At 70.0% G+C, this 14,950-nt stretch carries 15 protein-coding genes; 2 read left to right on the top strand and 13 right to left on the bottom strand.

Translation table 11 applies throughout. The features are described 5' to 3' along the window. Positions 1-63: 63 nt before the first annotated feature. Entirely contained in the window at positions 64-1,827 is a 1,764-nt protein-coding gene (gene leuA, locus BN1193_RS03935) for a 2-isopropylmalate synthase (RefSeq protein WP_040164236.1), read from the bottom strand. 271 nt (positions 1,828-2,098) lie between these two features. On the opposite strand from leuA, the gene BN1193_RS03930 reads away from it, so the two are divergent. After that, on the top strand, positions 2,099-3,256 hold the full coding sequence (locus tag BN1193_RS03930; RefSeq protein WP_230206404.1) for a baeRF11 domain-containing protein: 1,158 nt from the start codon (positions 2,099-2,101) through the stop codon (positions 3,254-3,256). A 37-nt stretch (positions 3,257-3,293) separates the two neighbouring features. Here the strand turns inward: BN1193_RS03930 and era are convergent, their stop codons facing one another. The 9 genes from era to pdxR form a co-directional block, all read right to left on the bottom strand. Then, entirely contained in the window at positions 3,294-4,181 is an 888-nt protein-coding gene (gene era / locus BN1193_RS03925) for a GTPase Era (protein WP_040164233.1), read from the bottom strand. After that, a complete protein-coding gene (locus BN1193_RS03920; RefSeq protein WP_407662082.1) occupies positions 4,178-5,518 on the bottom strand; it encodes a hemolysin family protein in 1,341 nt (446 codons plus the stop codon). The genes era and BN1193_RS03920 overlap by 4 nt, the downstream gene beginning before the upstream one ends. Next, positions 5,518-5,982, bottom strand: a complete 465-nt coding sequence (gene ybeY, locus BN1193_RS03915) for an rRNA maturation RNase YbeY (protein ID WP_040164231.1) — start codon at positions 5,980-5,982, stop codon at positions 5,518-5,520. The genes BN1193_RS03920 and ybeY overlap by 1 nt, the downstream gene beginning before the upstream one ends. A gap of 6 nt (positions 5,983-5,988) precedes the next feature. Continuing rightward, entirely contained in the window at positions 5,989-7,092 is a 1,104-nt protein-coding gene (locus BN1193_RS03910; RefSeq protein WP_052460406.1) for a PhoH family protein, read from the bottom strand. Then, on the bottom strand, positions 7,049-7,396 hold the full coding sequence (locus tag BN1193_RS03905) for an HIT domain-containing protein (RefSeq protein ID WP_040164228.1): 348 nt from the start codon (positions 7,394-7,396) through the stop codon (positions 7,049-7,051). The genes BN1193_RS03910 and BN1193_RS03905 overlap by 44 nt, the downstream gene beginning before the upstream one ends. 23 nt (positions 7,397-7,419) lie before the next feature. Then, positions 7,420-8,154, bottom strand: coding sequence for a 16S rRNA (uracil(1498)-N(3))-methyltransferase (locus BN1193_RS03900; protein WP_040164225.1), 735 nt, complete (start codon positions 8,152-8,154; stop codon positions 7,420-7,422). Position 8,155: 1 nt separating this feature from the next. Continuing rightward, positions 8,156-9,271 carry a molecular chaperone DnaJ gene (gene dnaJ / locus BN1193_RS03895; protein WP_040164224.1) on the bottom strand — a complete coding sequence of 372 codons (1,116 nt, stop codon included), beginning with the start codon at positions 9,269-9,271 and terminating at the stop codon, positions 8,156-8,158. A gap of 18 nt (positions 9,272-9,289) precedes the next feature. Further along, positions 9,290-10,318, bottom strand: a complete 1,029-nt coding sequence (gene hrcA, locus BN1193_RS03890; protein WP_040164222.1) for a heat-inducible transcriptional repressor HrcA — start codon at positions 10,316-10,318, stop codon at positions 9,290-9,292. A 119-nt stretch (positions 10,319-10,437) separates the two neighbouring features. Next, a complete protein-coding gene (pdxR, locus tag BN1193_RS03885; RefSeq protein WP_195907794.1) occupies positions 10,438-11,829 on the bottom strand; it encodes a MocR-like pyridoxine biosynthesis transcription factor PdxR in 1,392 nt (463 codons plus the stop codon). A gap of 76 nt (positions 11,830-11,905) precedes the next feature. On the opposite strand from pdxR, the gene BN1193_RS03880 reads away from it, so the two are divergent. Continuing rightward, complete coding sequence (locus BN1193_RS03880) at positions 11,906-12,523, top strand: GNAT family N-acetyltransferase (protein ID WP_040164220.1); 618 nt, start codon at positions 11,906-11,908, stop codon at positions 12,521-12,523. A gap of 4 nt (positions 12,524-12,527) precedes the next feature. Here BN1193_RS03880 and BN1193_RS03875 read toward each other — a convergent pair whose 3' ends face one another. From BN1193_RS03875 to BN1193_RS03865, 3 genes are read right to left on the bottom strand one after another with little or no spacing between them, the layout of a single operon-like run. Further along, positions 12,528-12,941 (bottom strand): ankyrin repeat domain-containing protein, encoded by a 414-nt coding sequence (locus tag BN1193_RS03875; RefSeq protein WP_040164218.1) that lies wholly within the window; start codon positions 12,939-12,941, stop codon positions 12,528-12,530. A gap of 46 nt (positions 12,942-12,987) precedes the next feature. Then, positions 12,988-14,205 carry a radical SAM family heme chaperone HemW gene (gene hemW / locus BN1193_RS03870; RefSeq protein WP_040164217.1) on the bottom strand — a complete coding sequence of 406 codons (1,218 nt, stop codon included), beginning with the start codon at positions 14,203-14,205 and terminating at the stop codon, positions 12,988-12,990. After that, a complete protein-coding gene (locus tag BN1193_RS03865) occupies positions 14,205-14,864 on the bottom strand; it encodes a DUF1990 family protein (RefSeq protein WP_040164215.1) in 660 nt (219 codons plus the stop codon). The genes hemW and BN1193_RS03865 overlap by 1 nt, the downstream gene beginning before the upstream one ends. Between the last annotated feature and the right edge of the window lie 86 nt (positions 14,865-14,950).

Below are 14,950 nucleotides of genomic sequence, written 5' to 3'. Positions count from 1 at the left end.
CGAGACTCCCCGCATTTCGCGGTGTTTCGGACGTGCCTGGGTGTTTCGCGGAGTAGAGAAGGGTCAGACCAGGACGGCGTCCGCCTCGGCCTGACGGCGCGTGCGGATCGAACGGTTGACCGCCGAGACGATCGCCTTCAGCGACGCCGTCGAGATGTCGTTGTCGATGCCGACGCCCCAGAGGCGGTCGCCGTCCACCTCGAGCTCGATGTAGGCCGCGGCCTGCGCGTCGCCGCCGGCGCTCATGGCGTGCTCGACGTAGTCGTACAGCGTGATGTCGAAGCCGTGCTCGCTGGCGATGTTCAGGAACGCCGCGACCGGACCGTTGCCGACGCCACGCTGCTCGACGCGCTCGTCGCCGTCACGCATGGTGACCTCGAGGATGACGTCGCCCGTCATGTCGCTGGCGGTCCGGGTGCTCAGCAGCTCGAAGCGGCCCCACTTGCCCTCGGTGTCCGCAGCCGGCAGGTACTCATCGGAGAACGTGTTCCAGATCTCGTCGGAGGTGATCTCGCCACCCTCACCGTCGGTCTTGGTCTGCACGACGCCGGAGAACTCGATCTGCAGCTTGCGAGGCAGGTCCAGGTTGTGGTCGGTCTTCAGCAGGTACGCGACGCCGCCCTTGCCGGACTGCGAGTTCACGCGGATGACGGCCTCGTACGAGCGGCCCAGGTCCTTCGGATCGATCGGCAGGTACGGGACCGCCCACTCGATCTCATCGACCGTGACGCCGGCAGCGGCGGCCTTGGCCTCCATGGCCTCGAAGCCCTTCTTGATGGCGTCCTGGTGCGAACCGCTGAACGCGGTGAAGACCAGGTCGCCACCCCACGGGCTGCGCTCCGGGACGGGCAGCTGGTTGCAGTGCTCGACCGTCCGCTTCACGCGGTCGATGTCGGAGAAGTCGATCTGCGGGTCGATGCCCTGCGTGAACATGTTGATGCCCAGTGTGACCAGGTCGACGTTGCCGGTGCGCTCACCGTTGCCGAACAGGCATCCCTCGATGCGGTCCGCGCCGGCCATGTAGCCCAGCTCCGCGGCGGCCACGGCGGTGCCGCGGTCGTTGTGCGGGTGCAGCGAGATGACGACGTTCTCGCGGCGGTTGATGTGGCGGCCCATCCACTCGATCGAGTCGGCGTAGACGTTGGGCGTCGCCATCTCGACAGTCGCGGGCAGGTTGATGATGACCTTGCGGTCCGGCGTCGGCTCCAGGACTTCCAGGACCTCATTGCAGATCTTCACCGCGAAGTCGAGCTCGGTGCCGGTGTAGCTCTCCGGCGAGTACTCGTAGTAGACGGCCGTCTCCGGAATGCGCTTCTCGTACTCGCGGCACAGGCGCGCACCCTCGAGGGCGATGTCGATGATGCCCTGCTCGTCGGTGCGGAAGACGACCTCACGCTGGACGATGCTCGTGGAGTTGTACAGGTGCACGATCGCCTGCTTCGCCCCGGCGATGGCCTCGTACGTCCGAGCGATCAGGTGCTCGCGCGACTGCGTCAGCACCTGGATCGTGACGTCGTCCGGGATCAGGTTCTCCTCGATCAGCTGACGGACGAAGTCGAAGTCCGTCTGGCTCGCGGACGGGAACCCGACCTCGATCTCCTTGTAGCCCATCTGCACGAGCAGCTCGAACATGATGCGCTTGCGCTCGGGGCTCATCGGGTCGATCAGCGCCTGATTGCCGTCGCGCAGGTCGACCGCGCACCAGCGGGGTGCCTCGGTGATGCGCTGGGACGGCCAGGTGCGGTCGGGCAGATCGACCGGCAGGATCTCGTGATACGGCCGGTACTTGTGGATCGGCATGGACGACGGCTGCTGGGTGTTCTTCATGGCTTCGCTTCTCTCATTGCGGCTATGCGGGCCAACGCCAGACTCCGCGACGAGGAAGGCCCTAGAACGAGGTCTCGTCGCGGCGGCTAAGGAGAAGCACAGCCATGCGCATGACGCCATCGTAACACCAGATCCTGGCCGGCCCGATTCCGGCCCGACCGGTACGGCATCCCCGTCCCGCCATACCCAGAACACTCCCCCGGACACGCAGACGTGGGCTGGACCGGGCGAGCGGGGTCCAGGGTGGGATTCCCGGACGAAGGAGGCTGTCGTGTCCACCACTCATCTGCTCCCCACCCGCGATGATGTGATGCGTCTGGACGGGCCGCACCGCGCCGCGATCACGGTCTACGCCCCCACGGACCCGGCGGATGCCGCGACCGGTCGCGCCGCCGTCGCCAGCGGGGTGGACGCCGGCGTGCGCGCACTGCGTGCACGCGGCCTGACCCGTCTCGACGAAGAGCGCATCCGCGCCGGTTGGGAGGAGATCCGACGCGGGCGTCTGCGCGAGCACCTGTCCCGATCCGTCGCGCTGTACCTCTGTCCTGCGCTGGCCGAGGTCTGGGTTCTGCCGAACCGGGTGGTGCCGCAGGTGCAGGCCGCCGACCGGTTCGACGTCGGCCAGCTCATGCGGGCCGTCACCTCCGCACAGGAGGCCTTCGCCGTCACCCTGTCCGCGGACGGGTGGAACCTGTACCGCGCCACCGCGCGGACCCGGGCGGCCGAGCTTCCGATCGATCCGACCCATCCCGAGGACGTCGCCGACGCCACCAACCGAGCCACCGTCCGTGACCGTTCGCACGTGCGCCGCCTGGTCGGGTACGAGGGCAAGAAGCTGCTCCTGGAGAAGTACGCCGCCCGTGTCGCCGCGGCGGTCGACACGGAGCTGGGCGCGCTGGATCCGTCCGGTATCGCTCCGCTGTTCCTGTTCGCCGCGGAGCCGCTGCTGTCGATGTTCCGCTCCCATCCGCAGCGGCGCCCGGTCCACGCGGTGCGCGGCGCGGCGGACCGCCTCACGGACCACGCGGTGGACGCCGCGATCCGCAGCGGTCTGGAGGTGGCCAACGCCGAGGGTGTGCGGGAGATCGCGGATGCCATCATCCACACGGATCAGCGCGACCTCGTGGCAGAGGACCTGTCCGAGATCGCGCGCGGCGCGGTCACGGGCGCGATCGACACGCTCGTCTACGACACGGCGGTGGACGAGATCGGCGAGCTCGATGACATCACCGGCGCCCTGCGCTTCGGTGAGACCGGCAGCGATCTGCTCTCCCGGATCGCGGTGGCCGTCCTCGCCGGCGGCGGTCACGTCGTCGCCGCTCGTCCGGAGGAGCTCACGCTGCCCTCCTGCGCCGCCGGCGCCGTCGCGCGCCTGCGCCGTCCCCTCGGCCGCGCGACCGCCACCGTCGCCGAGCCCGCGCGGGGATGACACCCGCGCCGTCAGAGGCCGAGGCGACCGGGAGCGGTCAGAAGCCGAGGCGACCCAGCTGCTTCGGGTCGCGCTGCCACTCCTTGGCCACGCGGACGTGCAGGGAGAGGAAGATCTTCATGCCGATCAGGGGCTCGATCTGCGCGCGGGCGGTGGCACCGACCTCGCGCAGGCGCGCGCCCTTGCGGCCGATGATGATCGCCTTCTGGCTGTCGCGCTCGACGACGATGTTCGCGTAGACGTCGGTGAGGGACCCGTCCTCGCGCTCGGAGATGTCCTCGATCGTGACGGCGATGGAGTGCGGCAGCTCATCGTGCACACCGGACAGCGCCGCCTCGCGGATGATCTCCGCGATGCGGTCCTCGAGGGACTCGTCAGTGGTGACACCCTCCTCGTACAGCGCGGGGCCCTCCGGCATCAGCGCCAGCAGTTCGTCGGAGAGGACCTCGAGCTGATCGTTGGTCACGGCGGAGAGCGGGATCACCGCGGCCCAGTCCTCACGCAGGGAGTCGACCTCCATGAGCCGCTCCATGACCGCGTCCTTGCCGGCGGCGTCGGTCTTGGTCACGATGGCGACCTTCTTCGCCCGACCGTAGCCGTCCAGGGACGCCGCGATACGACGGTCGCCCGGTCCGACCTTCTGGTCCGCCGGAACGCAGAAGCCGATCACGTCGACGTCACCGAGGACCTGCTCGACGAGGTCGTTCAGGCGCTGACCGAGCAGGGTGCGCGGCCGGTGGATGCCCGGGGTGTCCACGATCACGAGCTGGCCGTCGGGACGATTCACGATGCCGCGGATCGCGCGGCGCGTGGTCTGCGGCTTCTCGCTGGTGATCGCCACCTTCTCCCCCACCAGAGCGTTGGTGAGCGTGGACTTGCCCACGTTGGGCCGTCCCACGAACGTCACGAATCCACTGCGCATCATTCCGCCTTCCTGATCACCGAGTGCTCCCCGGTGCGCGGGCGCGAACCCGCTTCGTCTTCGACGGGCGCCTCGGCCCGTTCCACGATCACCGTCGAAACGCCCCGATGGCGTCCGAGGGTCTGATCTCCGGTGATCACCAGACCGGCGATGTGACCGACCGCGCCGGTCTCCGGAATCTGCCCCAGCGCCTTCGCCAGCAGTCCGCCGATGGTGTCGACCTCGTCGTCTTCGAGGTCCATGTCGAACAGGTCGCCGACCTCGTCGAGTCCCACGCGGACGTTCACGCGGAACCGGCCGTCGCCGAGGTCCACGCTCTCCGCCGCCCGATCGTCGTACTCATCGGAGATGTCGCCGACGAGCTCCTCGATGAGGTCTTCCAGTGTGACCAGGCCCACGACGTCGCCGTACTCGTCGACGACCATGCACACGTGCACGGCGTCGCGCTTCATCTGCTGCAGCAGCGTCTCGGCCTTCATCGACTCCGGGACGAACACGGCCCGGCGGGCGATCGGCTTGGCCGGAGCATCCCAGACGGGCTCCCCCTCGCCGTGCTCGCCGTACAGGTGGCGGACGAGGTCCTTGATGTACAGCACGCCCTCGACATCGTCGCCGTCCACGACCGGGACGCGCGAGACGCCGGTGGACAGGAACAGGTCCATGGCCTCCCGCGCGGTCTGCTCGACATCCAGCGAAACCCAGTCGGTGCGCGGCACCATCACCGCGCGCACGAAGCGGTCGGTGAAGTCGAACACCGAGTGGATGAGCTCGCGGTCGTCCTCCTCGATGAGGTCGGCGCGCGCGGCCTCATCGAGCATGCTGAGCAGCTGGTCCTCGGTGGTGAACGATGTCCCACGTGCGATGCCCGGGGTCAGGCGGTCGCCGAGCACGACCAGGCCGTGGGCGAGCGGACCGAGCAGGATGCGCGAGAACCGCACGAGCGGCGCCGCGCTGCGCAGCAGGCGCGTGGCGTGCTGACGGCCGACGCTGCGTGGGCTGGCACCGACGAGCACGAACGAGATCAGCGTCATCACGACGACGGCGAGCAGGAGGGCCCACCAGATGTTGTCGATCATGAGCATGAACGCCGCCGTGACCAGCACCGCGGCGCCGGTCTCGGTGAGGATGCGCATGAACACCACGGCGTTCATGTGGGCACCCGGATCCGTGCCGATGCGCCCGAGGGCGACGGAGTTGCGGCCGTCCTCGTGGCTCCACTCGATGAGGTCGGCCCGGCTGGTGACGCTGAGTGCGGCGTCGAGCGCGGCCATCAGACCGCCGATGGCGACCAGCACGACGGCGGCCGCGATGAGGATCAACCCGAGGGTGATCGGTGACATCAACGCGCCGATCGTCGCTCGGCGGATCCGAAGGCGGCGATCAGTTCGCGCTGCAGACCGAACATCTCGCGCTCCTCATCGGGAGTGGCGTGGTCGAACCCGAGCAGGTGCAGCAGGCCGTGCGTGGTCAACAGGATCAGCTCGTCCAGCGTGGAGTGCTTCGCCCCGACGGCCTGGACCTCGGCGACCTGCGGGCACAGCACGATGTCCCCGAGGAGGCCGGGAGCGGTCGGACGGTCCGGCGTACCCGGGCGCAGCTCGTCCATCGGGAAGCTCAGGACGTCGGTGGGGCCGGGCTCGTCCATCCACTGCAGGTGCAGGGCCTCCATCGCTCCCTCGTCGACCAGGACGATGGCGACGTCGGCGTCCGGACTGACGTTGAGCTTCGCGAGGTTGCTCTCGGTCAGCCGCAGCAGCACCGATTCGTCGACGGCGACGCCGGATTCGTTGTTGATCTCGATCATGTGGTCTCAGCCTCGCTTGGGGAGTCGGTCTCGGGGGCCCGCGGGGCGGGCGGAGCGCCGTTCGGCGCGATTCGCGAACTCACTGGCCTGATCCCGCTCGTGTCGGGCGGCGGCGCGCTTCTCGTCGTACTCGCTGTACGCGTCCACGATCCGGCCGACCAGGGAGTGGCGGACCACGTCGTCGCTGGTCAGGCGGGCGAAGTGGATGTCGTCGATGTCGGACAGTACCCGGCTCACGAGGCGGAGCCCGGAGGACCCGGTGGGCAGGTCCACCTGGGTGATGTCACCGGTGACGACCATCCGGGTGCCGAAGCCGAGGCGCGTGAGGAACATCTTCATCTGCTCGGGCGTGGTGTTCTGCGCCTCATCGAGCACGACGAACGAGTCGTTCAACGTGCGACCGCGCATGTACGCCAGCGGCGCGACCTCGATCGTGCCCGTCGCCATCAGCTTCGGCACGATCTCCGGGTCCATCATCTCGTTCAGCGCGTCGTACAGCGGGCGCAGGTACGGGTCGATCTTGTCGTTCAGCGTGCCGGGGAGGAAGCCCAGCCGCTCCCCCGCCTCCACCGCCGGACGGGTCAGGATGATGCGGCTGACCTCCTTGCGCTGGAGGGCTTGGACGGCCTTCGCCATCGCGAGATACGTCTTGCCGGTTCCGGCGGGGCCGATGCCGAACACGATCGTGTTCGCATCGATCGCGTCCACGTAGTCGCGCTGACCGAGGGTCTTCGGCCGGATCACCTTGCCGCGTGAGGACAGGATCGGCTCGCTCAGCACCTCGGACGGGCGGATGCCCTCCTCGCGCTGCAGAATGCGCGAGGAACTGGCGACGTCATCCGGCGCCAGATCCGCCCCCCTCCGGGTCATCGCGATGAGTTCGTCCACGAGCGCGCGGGCGGCCGCGACCGCATCCGGCTCACCGGTGAGGGTGATCTCGTTGCCGCGGACGTGCACGTCCACATCCGGGTGTTCCTTCTCCACCATCCGCAGCAGACGGTCCTGGGGCCCGAGGAGGCGGACCATGGCGATGCCGTCCGCAAGGATGCGAACGGTCGTCGTATCGTCAGAAGCCAACGAGAGAGTCCTTCGTGAAATTGCCGAGCACATGCGCGTGCACGTGGAAGACGGACTGCGCGACGCTTGCACCGTTGTTGAAGATGAGCCGGTACTCGCCGTTCGCGTGCTCGTTCGCGAGCTGCTGCGCGGCGGCGACCATTTCGGCCATCAGGTCCGGATCGCCGGCGGCGAGCTCGGTGACGTCACGGTACTGCTCCGTCTTCGGAATGACGAGAAGGTGCAGCGGCGCCTGCGGGTTGATGTCCCGGATCGCGAACACGCGGTCGGTGTTCAGCAGGATCTCACCGGGGATCTCGCCGGTGAGGATGCGCGTGAAGATCGAGGGCTCGCTCATGCGTCCAGTCTACCGACCGGCGCTCACCAGCGTCCGAGGGCGACGGATGCCGCGGCGAGCGCCGCCGGACCCGCCGTGGAGGTGCGCAGCACGGTGTCGCCGAGCTTCACGACGCGGGCGCCCGCGTCGCGGAGGCGCTCCAGCTCTTCGGGCGCGATGCCACCCTCCGGACCGACCACGAGGACCACGGTCCCGTCGGCGGGCAGCTCGACCTCCGTCAGGCGCGCGGTCGCGCTGGGCTCCAGCACCAGCATGAGAGCGTTCTCCGCCCCGGCGCGGCGGACGAGCGCATCGATCCCCTCCGGGTCGGACACGTGCGGCAGATGAGCGCGATGCGCCTGCTTGGCGGCCTCCCGCACGATCGTTCGCCAGCGCTGCACGCCCTTGGCCTGCTTCGGCCCCTCCCAGCGCGACACGCTGCGTTTGGCCTGCCACGGCACGATCTCATCGACACCGAGCTCGGTCGCCGCCTGGACCGCCATCTCGTCGCGGTCCCCCTTGGCCAGTGCCTGGACCAGGACGAATGACGGCTGCTCCAGCGGCACGGTGGTGCGTTCCGTGATCCGGACCAGGACGCGCTTGGGCGCGACCTCGAGAACCTCGCCCGTGTGCCAGGCACCCTGGCCATCGCCGATCGTCACCGTCTCGCCGACGCGAACGCGCCGCACCGTGGCGGCGTGGTGCGCCTCGGGCCCGGTCAGCTCCACCTCGTCCGAGAGGAGCGCGGCCGGGTCATCGACGAGGAAGTGCAGCGCCACGTCAGTGCGTCCGGAAGCGATCGCGCAGCTTGGAGAACAGTCCCTGCTGGAACTGCGCCAGCTGCGGTCCCGGGGCCTTGCGGCGCTTGGCGAAGTCTTCAACGAGCTGACGCTCCTTGGCGTCGAGCTTCGTGGGGGTCACCACGTGCACGCCGACCCGCAGGTCACCGCGGCGGCTGCCGCGCAGGGGCGTCACTCCGCGGTCCTTGATGGTCAGGACGTCGCCGCCCTGCACGCCCGCGCGGATCTCCAGGTCCACCGGACCGTCCAGACCGTCGATCGAGGTCGTCGTCCCGAGGATGGCGTCGGTCATGGAGACCTCCAGGGTCGCGAGCAGGTCATCGCCGTCGCGCGAGAAGACCGGGTGCGGGGCGACCTGCACCTCGACGTAGAGATCGCCGTTGGGGCCCCCGGCCTGGCCGACCTCGCCGGACCCCGGCAGCTGCAGACGCAGTCCGGTCTCGACACCGGCCGGGATGTCCAGACCGACGGTGCGGCGGGAGCGAACGCGACCCTGACCCTGACAGGTCGGGCACGGGTTCGGGATGACGGTGCCGTAACCCTGGCAGGACCCGCACGGCGCGGTGGTCACGACGGGGCCGAGCAGGCTTCGAACCTGGCGCTGCACGTGGCCGGAGCCGCCGCACACGTCGCACGTGACCGGCGAGGTGCCCGGGGCGCAGCACGAGCCCTGGCAGGTCTCGCACAGCACGGCCGTGTCCACCTCGATGTCGCGGTGCACGCCGAAGACGACATCGCCGAGGTCGAGGGTGATGCGAACCAGGGCGTCCTGGCCGCGCTCGCGCCGGGACCGCGGCTGCGCCGCCCGCCCGCCGCCGCCTCCGGCACCGAAGAACTGCTCGAAGATGTCGCCGAAGCCGCCGAATCCGCCGGCCCCGCCGAACGGGTTCTCATCCCCGCCCATGTCGTAGCGACGGCGCTGCTCCGGGTCGCTCAGGACGTCATACGCGTGCGTGACGTTCTTGAACTTGTCCTCGGCGTCGGGAGCGGAGTTGACGTCCGGGTGCAGCTCGCGCGCGAGCCGCCGGTACGCCTTCTTGATCTCCTCCGGGCTGGCGTCCTTCGCAACGCCCAGTACCTCGTAGTGGTCTGCCACTTTCACCTCTCCGGCACGTCAGGGACGTGCGTCGTCCTCGTCCAGCAGCGTGGTGAGATAGCGCGCGACCGCGCGCACCGCCGCCAGGTTGCTCGAATAGTCCATGCGCATCGGGCCCATCAGGCCCACGCGGGCGCTGGCACCGGATGCGTCGTAGTCGCCGGCGACCACGGCCGCCTCCGCCAGCCCGAACGGTTCGTTCTCGCGGCCGATGCTCGCGGACAGGCCGTTGCCGTCCGAGGCCATCTCGCCCATCAGACGCAGCAGCGTGACCTGCTCCTCGATCGCCTGCAGCAGCGGGTGGATGCTGCCACGGAAGTCCTGCTCCCGCTGTGCCAGGGTCGCGGCTCCCGCCATGACCAGGCGGTCCTGGCGGAACTCCGCCAACTCCTCGGCCACGAGGCGAGCGAGGTCGTGCACGACGACCTCTGATCCCGGTTCCTGGGACAGCAGCGTCGCGATGTTGTCCGCTCCGGCCCGGGCGGATTGTCCGGTCAACAGGGACGCCAGGCGGGTGCGCAACGCCCCCACCTCGTTCTCCTCGACCGGCTCGGACACGGTGCCCACGCGCTGAGAGACGCGGCCGGTGTCCGTGACCAGGATCACCAGCATCCGCTGGGGCGCGATCAGCACGAGCTCGACGTGCGTCACGACGGCGCGGGCGAAGGACGGGTACTGCACGATCGCGACCTGACCGGTGATCCGGGTGAGCAGGCGGACCGTGCGCGTGAGCAGGTCGTCGAGATCGGCGGGGTCCGCCAGGAAGGAGGTGATCGCGTGGCGCTGAGCGGTCGACAGCGGTCGCAGCTGAGCCAGGTGGTCGACGAACATGCGGTAGCCCTTGTCCGTCGGGATGCGTCCGGACGAGGTGTGCGGAGCGGTGATCAGCTCCTCTTCCTCCAGCGCCGCCATGTCGTTGCGGATCGTGGCCGCGGACACCCCGAAGGCATGTCGGTCCACGATGGACTTCGAGCCGACCGGCTCGTTCGTGTCGACGTAGTCCTGCACGATCGCCCGCAGGACTTGCAGTCCGCGTTCGGTGACCACAGCTCCTCCTCCGGTTGGCACTCACACGTTTCGAGTGCTAATTCTAGCCACCCCACCTGGACGCCGGCCAAGACGCGCGGGCTTGCGGCTGATCGCGGCTCGCGTCGCCACCGGCCGACTCAGGACCGCGCGATCACGGCGAGGGCCTCGTCCAGCTGCAGGTCGGTCACGGCGGCGTAGCCGACCACGACTCCCTCCGGGTCGCCGTCCCGCATCACCAGTCGGTAGTCGTCCAGGTCACCGCAGGCGATCCCCGCCCGCCCGAGTCTGTCGCGGAGCGCCTGACCGGCGACATGACCGCGGGGCCAGCTGATGACCGCGTGCAGGCCGCCCTCCAGAGCCGAGAGCGTGAGGCCGTCCGCCAGCCGGACTCCGGCCACGAGCGAGCGGCGATGCGCGTAGACCCGGCGCATCCGGGCGATGTGGCGCCGGTAGCCGCCGCCGGCGAGAAAGTGTCGAGCGGCGTCCTGCACCTGCTGGGCGACCGGCGTGGACAGCAGCTCCCGGGTCGCGTGCACGGCCGCGGCGACCTCCGGGTCGGGGATGACGAGGTAGCCGAGACGCAACGCCGGACTCACCGTCTTGGAGAAGGTCCCCACCAGAACCGCGGGGGCGCGCGGCACGAGCCCCGTGATCGCCGGCAGCGGCGCCGAGCCGTGCCGGAACTCACTGTCGTAGTCGTCCTCGATCACGACGGCATCATGCTCGCGGGCCCACTCGAGCAGGGCGTAGCGCCGGGCGACCGGCATCGCACCGCCGACCGGGTACTGGTGGCTCGGCGTGACGATGATCGCGTCCAGCGCCGGCAACCCGGCGGGATCGACGGACCCGTCTCGTACCGGGATCGCGATCGGTTCATCGCCGAGGGCGGTCACCGTGCGCCGGGCGTAGCGGTACCCGGGATCCTCCAGCCCCACCCGCAGGCGCGGCTTCCCCTGCCGCAGGGTCAGCAGCATCAGCAGGAACGCCTCGGCCGTCCCCGCGGTCACGACCACGTCTCCGGCCGCGCACTCCACCCCGCGGGTGCGCCGGACGTGCGCGGCGATCTCTGCTCGCAGGCCCGGGTCACCGGCGAGGTCGGGCAGGTCGACGGGCACCGCGTCGGCCCCGCGCCGCCAGGCGGCACGCCAGGCCGGGTCGGTGTCAAGACCGACGGTGCCGGGACGCCCGGGACGCAGATCGATGCGCGGCTCCGGCTCGCGTGCGGTGGTGTCCGGCGCGACGGCCGGCGGCGCGGCGGGCCGAGCGCTCACCGCCGCCGCGACGCGCGTCGCCCCGCCGGGCCGTGTCGCGAGAAAGCCCTCGCCGAGGAGCTCCTCGTACGCCTGGACGACGCTGCCGCGTGCGATGCCGAGATCGGCGGCCAGCACCCGAGTCGCGGGCAGCGTCTCGCCATCACGCAGCACGCCCGCGGTGATCCCCTGCCGCAGCCGGGCGACGAGCTCGGCCCGTCCGCGTGCACCGCGCAGGTGCTCGACCAGAGCGAGTTGGTCCGTGTCCGCCGTGCGCATGAAGCCTCCATTGGTACATGGGAAAATGCTGATTCCGGTCTTTCCAGTGAACCATGACAGATCGCACGCTGGAGTCATGATCTCGAACTTCGCCCCGGTCGCCACTCGCCCGCTCCCCCATACGCTCGTCGGTGAGCACGTCACCCTGAGCCCCCTCACCGCGGAGGACCTGCCCGGCCTGTACGACGCGATCGGCGTGCCCGAGGTGTTCGCCGGCGGGTACGGCGGTGGTCCTGCTGCAGCTCCCGCGGACTACGACGACTTCGTCGCCTGGGCGTCCTGGCGCCTGCGCTGGAACGACGGACTCGTCTTCGCCGTGCGCGACACGACCGGCACCATCATCGGCACCTCCACGATGGCCGATTTCAACGAGCAGCTGGGGCTGACGCACATCGGCTGGACGGCGTACGCCCCGCGCGTCTGGGGAACGTCGGTCAACCCCGAGACCAAGCTGCTGCTGCTGACGCTCGCGTTCGCGTCCGGCTACGGGCGCGTCCGGATCATGGCCGACGAGCGCAATGGCCGCTCCCGCGCCGCGATCGCGAAACTCGGCGCGACATTCGAGGGCATCGCGCGCCGGACCGCCCGCCGCGTGGACGGATCGTGGGCGGGCGTCGCGGAGTTCTCGATCCTGGACGACGAATGGCCGCGCGTACGCGCCGGGCTGCTCGCCCGCCTCGGGCGGTCGGAGTGAGGGGTCAGGACCGCGCGGAGTACTCGTCGAGGACCGCGATCATCCGGGGCTGGTCGAACTGCTCCGCGATCTGGCGCCCGGTGCGGAAGCCGGCGTCCGGGTTCGCGCCCGCCTCCAGCAGCAGGCGAAGGGCGTCCTCATCGCCGCGGAAGACGGCGGAGGTGATCGCGGTCTGACCGGCGGCGTTCTCCAGGTCCAGGTTCGCCCCACGGCGGATGAGCTCGGCGAGAGCGTGCGGCTGCTTGAGGTACGCCGCGATGATCAGCATGGTGTCGCCGCGGCGGTTGCGCACGTCCACCGGGACCCCGGCGTCGATCATCTCGCCGAGCGGACCGACGCGCCCCTCCCGGACCAGGTCGAACGTCCCATCGATGACCTCATCGCTGAGTCCGGCCCCGGGCTGCGTCGTATCACTCATGCCCCCATTCTCCCGTACGCGGGGGGCCTCGCCCGGTCGCGAGGGGTCAGTCAGTGAGAGCGCGAACCACGGCATCGGCCAGCAGACGCCCGCGGAGGGTGAGGACCACACATCCTCGCAGCGCGTCGGTGGGCTCGACGAGGCCGTCCGCGATGAGACCGGCGACGGCCGCGCGCCGGTCATCCGCGAGTTCGGACACCGCGAGGCCCTCGCGAATACGCGAGAGCAGCAGCACGCGCTCGAGCCGTGTGGCCTCCGCATCGGGCGTCTCGGACGCGTGAGCCGGCGACGTGCCGGCGGCCAGCCGCTGCGCGTACGCAGCCGGGTGCTTGACGTTCCACCAGCGGACACCGGCGACGTGGCTGTGCGCGCCGGGGCCGTAACCCCACCAGTCGGTGCCGCGCCAGTAGGCCAGGTTGTGCCGCGAACGGTGCTCCGCGCCGCGAGCGAAGTTGCTGATCTCGTACCAGTCGTACCCCGCCGCACCGAGCAGCGCGTCAGCGAGCTCGTACATGTCCGCCTGCAGGTCGTCATCCGGCGCCGGAACCTCACCACGGCGGATCTGCCGCGCGAGCTTGGTGCCGTCCTCGATGATCAGCGCGTAGGCGGAGATGTGGTCCGGGTCCAGCGCGATCGCCGTCTCCACCGACCTCCGCCAGTCCGACACGGACTCCCCCGGTGCGCCGTAGATGAGATCGACGCTGACATCGAGCCCGGCCCGGCGCGCTGAGGCGACCGCGGTGGCCACGTTGGCCGGATCATGCGTGCGTTCGAGGGCGGCGAGCACGTGCGGCACGGCGGACTGCATGCCGATCGACATGCGCGTGACCCCCGCCGCGGCGAGCTCCTCGGCGACCGCATCGGTGACGGTGTCCGGGTTCGCCTCGACGGTGATCTCGGCGCCGTCAGCGAGCCCGAACGTGTCCCGGACCCCGTTCAGCATGCGGGCGAGGTCACCGGCCGGCAGCAGGGTGGGCGTGCCGCCGCCGAAGAAGACCGTGGACGCCGGACGCAACCCACCCGCACGCGTCAGCACGTCACGGGAGAGCGCGACCTCGTGCAGCAGCGTGTCGGCGTAGGTGTCCTGGCGCGCACCCCGCAGTTCCGTCGCGGTGTAGGTGTTGAAATCGCAGTAGCCGCAGCGCACGCGACAGAACGGCACGTGCAGGTAGACGCTGAAATCGGCGGCCGGATCGATCGTGACTCCCGGGGGCAGCGCACCGTCAGCCGGAACCGGATCTCCGTCCAGGAGCGGTCCGCCCATCAGCCCTGCGGGGTGGTGTACAGCGGCGAGATCGCGCGGAGGTAACCCGTGAACAGCGCCTTTCGCCGACGACGGATCAGGGCCGGGATCACCTTGTACAGGTACGCGCTCGGGGCGTCGAAGGCGCGCACCGTGAACCACACCTCGTCGTTCTGACCCCACTCGATCATGAACGATTCCTCGCCGGAGACGACCGAATCGGACACCGTGCCGAGGGCGAAGCCGACGCGGCGCTTCTCCTCGATCACGAAGATCACCCGCAGTTCGGCGTCGGCGCGGAAGCCGGCCACGCGACCGTTCAAACGCACGGACATACCCGGCCCGACGAACGGCGTGCCGTCCTCGTCGAAGCGCTGCTCGACCTCGTGCCGGCTCGGCGTGATCGGGTTGCCCTGATCGTCGAAGCTGACGCCGAGATACGCGGGTCCGGAGGCCGGGCGCACATCCGAAACGCTCAAGCCGGAGGCCTTCTGCGCGGTCCAGGACAACAGCGCGTCACTCGCCGAGCGGAAGCGGTCCTCGCCCGACCCGAGACGCCACGACTCCTCGGCCGGAGTGCTCTTCTCCGGCGGGTACTGCATGAGGTCCTGCGCCTGCGTCGCGCCCACGGCGGCATAGTCGACGGTCTGATCGTCGTCACGGAACGTCCCTCGGCGCATGAAGTACAGCCTAACGTTTCCGGGCCTGGCAGGATGCCGACCATCCCCCTCGACGGCAGTGGTCGCGGGCCCGATCGCCCGGTCGA

Source organism: Microbacterium gorillae (assembly GCF_000826185.2).
Taxonomy (GTDB): domain Bacteria; phylum Actinomycetota; class Actinomycetes; order Actinomycetales; family Microbacteriaceae; genus Microbacterium; species Microbacterium gorillae.
Note: the sequence above shows the minus strand (reverse complement) of the source record. Positions and strands in the feature narration are given on the sequence as shown.

Excerpts from the sequence above, each read along its gene's own strand:
- pdxR (WP_195907794.1), bottom strand. The coding sequence starts at position 11,829 with ATGCGCACGGCGGACACGGACCAACTCGCTCTGGTCGAGCACCTGCGC.
- leuA (WP_040164236.1), bottom strand. The coding sequence starts at position 1,827 with ATGAAGAACACCCAGCAGCCGTCGTCCATGCCGATCCACAAGTACCGG.
- ybeY (WP_040164231.1), bottom strand. The coding sequence starts at position 5,982 with ATGATCGAGATCAACAACGAATCCGGCGTCGCCGTCGACGAATCGGTG.
- BN1193_RS03920 (WP_407662082.1), bottom strand. The coding sequence starts at position 5,518 with ATGTCACCGATCACCCTCGGGTTGATCCTCATCGCGGCCGCCGTCGTG.
- BN1193_RS03875 (WP_040164218.1), bottom strand. The coding sequence starts at position 12,941 with ATGAGTGATACGACGCAGCCCGGGGCCGGACTCAGCGATGAGGTCATC.
- BN1193_RS03910 (WP_052460406.1), bottom strand. The coding sequence starts at position 7,092 with ATGTGCTCGGCAATTTCACGAAGGACTCTCTCGTTGGCTTCTGACGAT.
- BN1193_RS03865 (WP_040164215.1), bottom strand. The coding sequence starts at position 14,864 with ATGCGCCGAGGGACGTTCCGTGACGACGATCAGACCGTCGACTATGCC.
- hemW (WP_040164217.1), bottom strand. The coding sequence starts at position 14,205 with ATGGGCGGACCGCTCCTGGACGGAGATCCGGTTCCGGCTGACGGTGCG.
- era (WP_040164233.1), bottom strand. The coding sequence starts at position 4,181 with ATGATGCGCAGTGGATTCGTGACGTTCGTGGGACGGCCCAACGTGGGC.
- BN1193_RS03905 (WP_040164228.1), bottom strand. The coding sequence starts at position 7,396 with ATGAGCGAGCCCTCGATCTTCACGCGCATCCTCACCGGCGAGATCCCC.
- BN1193_RS03880 (WP_040164220.1), top strand. The coding sequence starts at position 11,906 with ATGATCTCGAACTTCGCCCCGGTCGCCACTCGCCCGCTCCCCCATACG.